The organism is Corynebacterium sp. (assembly GCF_022712195.1).
Lineage (GTDB): Bacteria > Actinomycetota > Actinomycetes > Mycobacteriales > Mycobacteriaceae > Corynebacterium.
The window spans coordinates 1-6,419 of the sequence record NZ_JALAGY010000040.1 but is presented as its reverse complement, the minus strand read 5'-3'; the positions used below and the strand labels follow the sequence as shown (position 1 = coordinate 6,419).

The 6,419-nt window shown below is 68.7% G+C and carries 6 protein-coding genes and 1 pseudogene; 2 read left to right on the top strand and 5 right to left on the bottom strand.

The genetic code is table 11. The features are described from left to right. Together Q0A34_RS05315 and Q0A34_RS05310 are read right to left on the bottom strand one after the other, a co-directional pair. Window positions 1–417: pseudogene (locus tag Q0A34_RS05315) on the bottom strand (hypothetical protein); the annotation flags it as partial. 12 nt (window positions 418–429) lie between these two features. Next, the gene (locus Q0A34_RS05310) at window positions 430–1,416 is read right to left on the bottom strand and encodes a malate dehydrogenase (protein ID WP_291478971.1); all 987 of its coding nucleotides are present in this window, start codon (window positions 1,414–1,416) and stop codon (window positions 430–432) included. A gap of 303 nt (window positions 1,417–1,719) precedes the next feature. On the opposite strand from Q0A34_RS05310, the gene Q0A34_RS05305 reads away from it, so the two are divergent. Continuing rightward, entirely contained in the window at window positions 1,720–2,661 is a 942-nt protein-coding gene (locus Q0A34_RS05305) for a TetR family transcriptional regulator (RefSeq protein ID WP_291478970.1), read from the top strand. A gap of 13 nt (window positions 2,662–2,674) precedes the next feature. Here the strand turns inward: Q0A34_RS05305 and clpX are convergent, their stop codons facing one another. The 3 genes from clpX to Q0A34_RS05290 form a co-directional block, all read right to left on the bottom strand. Further along, on the bottom strand, window positions 2,675–3,952 hold the full coding sequence (gene clpX, locus Q0A34_RS05300) for an ATP-dependent Clp protease ATP-binding subunit ClpX (protein WP_291478972.1): 1,278 nt from the start codon (window positions 3,950–3,952) through the stop codon (window positions 2,675–2,677). Window positions 3,953–4,065: 113 nt separating this feature from the next. After that, window positions 4,066–4,713 (bottom strand): 3-oxoacid CoA-transferase subunit B, encoded by a 648-nt coding sequence (locus Q0A34_RS05295; RefSeq protein ID WP_291478969.1) that lies wholly within the window; start codon window positions 4,711–4,713, stop codon window positions 4,066–4,068. 4 nt (window positions 4,714–4,717) lie between these two features. Beyond that, complete coding sequence (locus Q0A34_RS05290) at window positions 4,718–5,491, bottom strand: CoA transferase subunit A (protein ID WP_291478968.1); 774 nt, start codon at window positions 5,489–5,491, stop codon at window positions 4,718–4,720. Window positions 5,492–5,564: 73 nt separating this feature from the next. On the opposite strand from Q0A34_RS05290, the gene Q0A34_RS05285 reads away from it, so the two are divergent. Further along, window positions 5,565–6,362 carry an IclR family transcriptional regulator C-terminal domain-containing protein gene (locus tag Q0A34_RS05285; protein WP_291478967.1) on the top strand — a complete coding sequence of 266 codons (798 nt, stop codon included), beginning with the start codon at window positions 5,565–5,567 and terminating at the stop codon, window positions 6,360–6,362. The last annotated feature ends 57 nt before the right edge of the window (window positions 6,363–6,419 follow it).

Below are 6,419 nucleotides of genomic sequence, written 5' to 3'. Positions count from 1 at the left end.
GGGGTCGGCGGGTTCGGACGGGCGGTCAAGGTACACCCGCACCGGCACCCTGGCGATGCTGCTGTCGGTCACCGCCGCCACCGGGACCCGGCCGGACGCCAGGGTCGCCTCGCGTTCCACGATCCGCCGGGAGTGCACGGCGGGCACGTCGACGATGTCGAGGGAGCTGACGAGCTTCAGTGACGCCAACGTCGCCCACACGTCCGGGTCGAGGACGTCCCCGTCGCGGTTGCGACGCAGGCCGAGGGCCCGCCACAGCCGTGCGGGGAACCGCCCTGCCACGGCCCCCAGCAGTCGCGCACAGAGGGCGGTGGCCTTGTCGACGACCCCGGGGCGGTACTCCCCGTTGCCCGGGTTGACGGGCCGTACCGTACTGACCGGGCCAGTGCTGTGACTCAGATCATTTCTTCGGAGCATCCACCCACTGTGTCACAGCATGCCCGCGCCGCGCACCGTATCGCGTTCGGACTCCAGTTCCTCCACGCTGGTGCGGATCCGCTCCCGCTGCCGCTCGTCGAGCTCCAGGCCCTGGACGATCTCCCAGGTCCCGTCCGCCGAGCGGCAGGGGAAGCTGGCGAACAGGCCCTCGGGGACGCCGTAGGAGCCGTCGGAGCGCAGCGCCACGGAGACCCAGTCCCCCTCCGGGGTGCCCCGCACCCAGTCACGCATGTGGTCCACCGCGGAGGACGCCGCCGAGGCGGCGGAGGACGACCCCCGCACCTCGATGATCTCCCCGCCGCGCTTGGCGACCCGGGGGATGAGCTCGTCGTCGACCCAGGACCGGTCGAGGGAGTCCGCGACCGGCTCGCCGTCCAGCCGGAGCTCGGCGACGTCGGGGAACTGCGTCGGCGAGTGGTTCCCCCACACGGTCATGTTCGTCAGCTGCGTCGTCCGGACGCCGAGCCTGTCGGCGAGCTGGGCGAGGGCCCGGTTGTGGTCCAGCCGGGTCATCGCGGTGACCTGCCCTGCCCCCAGCCCCGCGTGGGCGTCGAGAATCGCGGCGTTGGTGTTGGCGGGGTTCCCCACCACCAGCACACGCACGTCCGGGGACGCGTTCCGCGCGATGGCCCGCCCCTGGGGGCCGAAGATCCTGCCGTTGCCGATGAGCAGGTCGGACCGCTCCTCACCCTTGCCGCGGGGCTTGGCACCGACGAGGAAGACCGCGTCGGCGCCGGCGAACCCCTCGTCCTGGTCGTCGGTGACGGTGATGCTGTGGACGAGCGGGAACGCCGAGTCGGACAGCTCCATCGCCACCCCCTCGGCCGCGCGTCGGGCGTCCGGGATCTCCAGCAGGCGCAGGGCCACCGGCCGGTCGCCGAAGGCGTCCCCGGCGGCGATACGGAACAGCAGCGAATAGGCGATCTGACCGGCGGCTCCGGTGACGGTGACGGTGACGGGTGCGGTGGGTGTCGACATGGTGCTCGACCTCGTTCCTGGTTGGGGTTCTTCCGTGCCGGACCGGCACGGGGTCGGTGTCCCCCAATGTAAACGTCTTCCCCTGACGCCGCCCCCTCCCCCTTTTCCGGGGCCCCCTCATTGGTGGGGAGTGAGAACGTTGAGCGCTTCTCATGCGTTGTAAGGGCTTAGCATGGGTACTCCCAGGCGGCATCCGCCCGCCGAGCCTTCGGGCAGCCCCCACGGGTGTGTACTCGTACCGACCCCTCCCACCCCCGAGACCGCACCCGGGGAGGAACCAGCGACCAGGCCAGGAGTGCCCTTGTGACCACCGATCCCGCCGACCTGCCAGGCAGTCACCGGCGCTACGACTGCCCTCCGGACGAGTACCAGCTGATCCTGGACACCGCCATCCCTGAACTGGTGCGCTCGGGTCTGTCCGCCGACACCCGCGACATCGCGGTGGGTGCCGGGGTGTCCCCGGCCCACCCCCTGCTGCGGGACACCGGCGCCCTGTACGACGAGGCGGTCCGGTACTCCTTCCGCCGTCTGTGGCCGCGTCCGGAGGACCTGGACGTCGAGCGCCTGGTCCCGGCCGAGGCCGTGCGCTCGCTGGTGCGCACCGCCTACCGCCGCCACCGGGCCAACCCGGACGCGGTGCGGCTGATCGTCGCGGAGAACGTGATGTCCCGCAGCCACCTGGAGGGACGCTCCGACGTCCTGGAGTCCTCTCCGGTGGTGCTGCAGATCGACCGGGTGCTGATGCGTGGCCAGGACTACGGCGCCTTCCGGCCCGGGATCTCCGCCGAGGACGTCTACGTGCTGATCACGTCGCTGTGCTGCTTCCCCGCCTCGCAGGGGACGATGTTCCAGCTGCTCTACGGCACGGACATGGACCATGCCGCGACCGTGGACGGGCTGGAGAAGCTGGCCTGCGACACGGTGCTGGCGTTCCTGACCACGTCGATGCCGACGACCCAGGGCAGCTCCTACACCCATGCCGCGCCGACCACGACGACGCCGTCGTCCGTGTCCGCCTCGCTGTACACCGCCGGTGACGGTGGTTCGGTCGAGGAGGTCGTGACCTACCGGCCCGAGGACCTCCCGGACTTCTCCGGGGCCCGGGACGGCGCCGAGGGGCTCGAGAACCTCGGTAACCTCGGTAACCTGGGTAACCTTGACGACTTCAGCGACCTGGACGATCTGGACGACCCGGACGACGACGGCACCGTGGACGACCACATCGCCGCCCTGTACGACGACTGACGCCGCCGGCCGGTCAGGCGCTGCGACGGTCGCGCTCGGCGACCTCTTCGTGGGTGAGCAGCTGCGGCTCCTCCCCGTCCTCCACACAGCCACCGGTGATGACGACCTCACCGGTGTCCTTGTCGTCGGGGATGGAGTACATCACCGGCAGCAGGATGTTCTCCACGATCGAGCGCAGGCCGCGGGCCCCGGTCTCCCGCTCGAGAGCCTTGCGGGCGATACCGCGCAGGGCCTCGTCCTCGAAGGTGAGCTGCACCCCGTCCATCTCGAAGAGTCGCTGATACTGGCGCACCAGGGAGTTCTTCGGCTCGGTGAGGATACGCACCAGCGCGTCCTCGTCGAGGTGGCCGACGTGGGTGATCACGGGCAGTCGGCCGATGAGCTCGGGGATCAGGCCGAACTTGACCATGTCCTCCGGCTCGACGAAACGGAACGGATCCGGGTCCTCGTCCGACTTGCCGCGGATCTCCGAGCCGAAGCCCACACCCTTGCGTCCGCGGCGCTCGGCGATGACCTTCTCGAGCCCGGCGAAGGCCCCCGAGACGATGAACAGCACGTTCTTCGTGTCGAACTGGATGAGCTCCTGGTTCGGGTGCTTGCGTCCCCCCTGCGGCGGGACGGCGGCGACCGTGCCCTCGAGGATCTTCAGCAGCGCCTGCTGCACACCCTCGCCGGAGACGTCGCGGGTGATCGAGGGGCTCTCCGACTTGCGGGAGATCTTGTCCACCTCGTCGACGTAGATGATGCCCTGCTGCGCCTTGGCCACGTCGAAGTCGGCGGCCTGCAGCAGTTTGAGCAGGATGTTCTCGACGTCCTCGCCGACATAGCCGGCCTCGGTGAGGCTGGTGGCGTCGGCGATGGCGAAGGGCACGTCAAGCATCCTGGCCAGCGACTGCGCCAGGTAGGTCTTCCCCGAGCCGGTGGGCCCCAGCATGAGGATGTTGGACTTGGTCAGCTCGACGGCGTCGTCGCTGCGGCGGGCGGTGGCGTCGTCGGACTCCGCCCGGATGCGCTTGTAGTGGTTGTACACGGCCACCGCCAGGGTGCGCTTGGCGTCGTCCTGGCCGATGACGTACTCGTCGAGGAAACCCGTGATGGCCGCCGGGTGCGGCAGGTCGGCCGAGTCTCCGGACGACGACACACCTGCGGCGAGCTCCTCTTCGATGATCTCGTTGCAGAGTTCGATGCACTCGTCGCAGATGTACACACCTGAGCCTGCGATGAGCTTACGGACCTGCTTCTGGCTCTTTCCGCAGAACGAACACTTGAGCAGTTCGGCGCTTTCCTGCATCGATGGCATGTGGGACGAACTCTCCTGGGAAACGTGTCGGCAATTCGTGGGTTACGCGTCCGGCCCATCATACTCCCGAGCGCCGCACGGTGGCGGAGGCGACGGCCGGGGTGTCAGCGCACGGCGAACGGTGCCGCGGTGATCTCCCGCAGCTCGTCGACGGTGACACCGTCGGCGCACTCGACCAGGGTCAGCCCGTTGTCCGGGTCCACCTCGAAGACACCGTGGGAGGAGACGATCAGGTCGACACACCTGGCCCCGGTGAGGGGAAGAGAGCACTGCTCGACGATCTTCGGCTCCCCCTTCTTGGTCACGTGGTCGGTCATCACGATGATCTTCTGCGCGCCGTGGACCAGGTCCATCGCCCCGCCCATGCCGCGGACCAGCTTGCCGGGGACCATCCAGTTGGCGAGGTCACCGTAGCGGGAGATCTCCATGGCCCCCAGCACGGCCACGTCCACCGACCGCGAGCGGATCATGCCGAAGGACTCCGAGGAACTGAAGAAGCTGGCACCCTCGTTGACGGTGATGGTCTCCTTGCCGGCGTTGATCAGTTCCGGGTCGACCTCGCCCTCGGTGGGGTACGGGCCGACACCGAGCACCCCGTTTTCCGAGTGCAGGATGACGTCGATCCCCTCGGGGAGGAATCCCGGCACCAGCGTGGGCATGCCGATGCCCAGGTTGACGTACTGTCCGTCCTCCAGCTCCGCGGCGACGCGGGCCGCCATCTGCTCACGGTTCCAGCCTGTGTTCTCTGCCATGGTCTCAGGCCCCCTTCTTCTCGCCGGACCCTGAACCGGGCCGGGTCGTCCTGTTCTCGATGCCGGTCTCCTGCGGCCCGACGTGCACCACACGGTCGACGTAGATTCCGGGCAGGTGGACCTCGTCCGGGTCCAGGCGGTCGACGAGGTGCTCGACCTGCGCGATCGCCACCCGGGCACACTTGGCCGCCTCCGGGTTGAAGTTCTGCGCGGTCTCGCGGAAGACGAGGTTGCCCTGGCGGTCGGCCTTGTGCGCGTGGACCAGGCCCACGTCGGCCCTGATTGCCTTCTCGAGGATGTAGTCCTCCCCGTCGAAGGTCCGGGTCTCCTTGGGCTCGGAGAACTCGGCGACCGACCCGTCCGCGTTGTAGCGCACCGGCAGCCCACCGGTGGCCAGCTCGGTACCGACCCCGGCCTTGGTATAGAACGCCGGGATCCCCGCCCCGCCGGCACGCATACGCTCGGCGAGGGTTCCCTGCGGGGTGAACTCCACCGAGAGGTCACCGCTGAGGTACTGCTGGGCGTAGATGCGGTTCGACCCGATGTAGGAGCCGATCGTCCGGGCGACGCGGCGGTCCTCCAGGAGCGTGCCGAGACCGAAGCCGTCGGTGCCGCAGTTGTTGGAGATGATCGTGAGCTCCCCGACCCCGAGTTTTCGGACGGCGTCGATGAGTACCGACGGGATGCCTACCAGGCCGAATCCGCCGACTGCGACAGACGCACCGTCGAAGAGGTCCGCCACCGCCTCGTCTGCTGTGCTGAATGTTTTGTCAAGCATATGGAAAACTGTACACTGGAGTTCGCGCAATGGACAAATGTTCGCTGCATGAACGGACGACAGGAGTGCTCCGGTGACACAGACAGACAATCCCCGCGGAACAGGCGGCCCCGGCGGACAGGTCCAGTCATTCGTACGCGGGCTCGCGGTGATCCGCTGCTTCGACGGCGACAACCCTCAACTCACCCTGGCCCAGGTCGCCGAGCGCACCGGCCTCGCCCGTGCCACGGCACGGCGGTTCCTGCACACCCTGGTCTCCATGGACTACGCCAGCACCGACGGCACACAGTTCTGGCTGACCTCCCGGGTGCTGGAGCTCGGCCACAGCTACCTCTCCTCGCTGTCACTTCCGGACATCGGGCAGCCCCGCCTGGAGGAACTCTCACGGGGGATCGACGAGTCGAGTTCCATGTCCGTCCTCGAGGGCAACGACGTGGTCTACGTCAGCCGCGTCCCGGTGCGCCGGATCATGGCCGTGTCGATCACCATCGGCACCCGCTTCCCCGCCTACGCCACGTCGATGGGGCGGGTGCTGCTCGCCGACCTCAACCCCGCCGACCTCGACCACTACCTCTCGACGGTGGAACTGGAACCGTTGACCCCGAGGACCTGCACCTCCGTCGGCCAGCTGCGGGCCGAACTGCAGACCGTGCGCGACCAGGGCTGGTCCCTGGTCGACCAGGAGCTCGAGATCGGCCTACGGTCGGTGGCGGCACCGGTCGTCGGACCGGACGGACGGGCCGTCGCCGCGGTGAACGTCTCGACCAGGACCGAGGTCTACGGCATCGACGACCTGCACCGCGAGATCATCCCGCCCCTGCTGGCCGCGGCCCGGGCCATCAGCTGTGATCTCGCCGCCCAGCACCACTGACAAACCGACAGACAAGGATCACACCCATGACCAACACCAACCCCTCCTCCTCCCCCG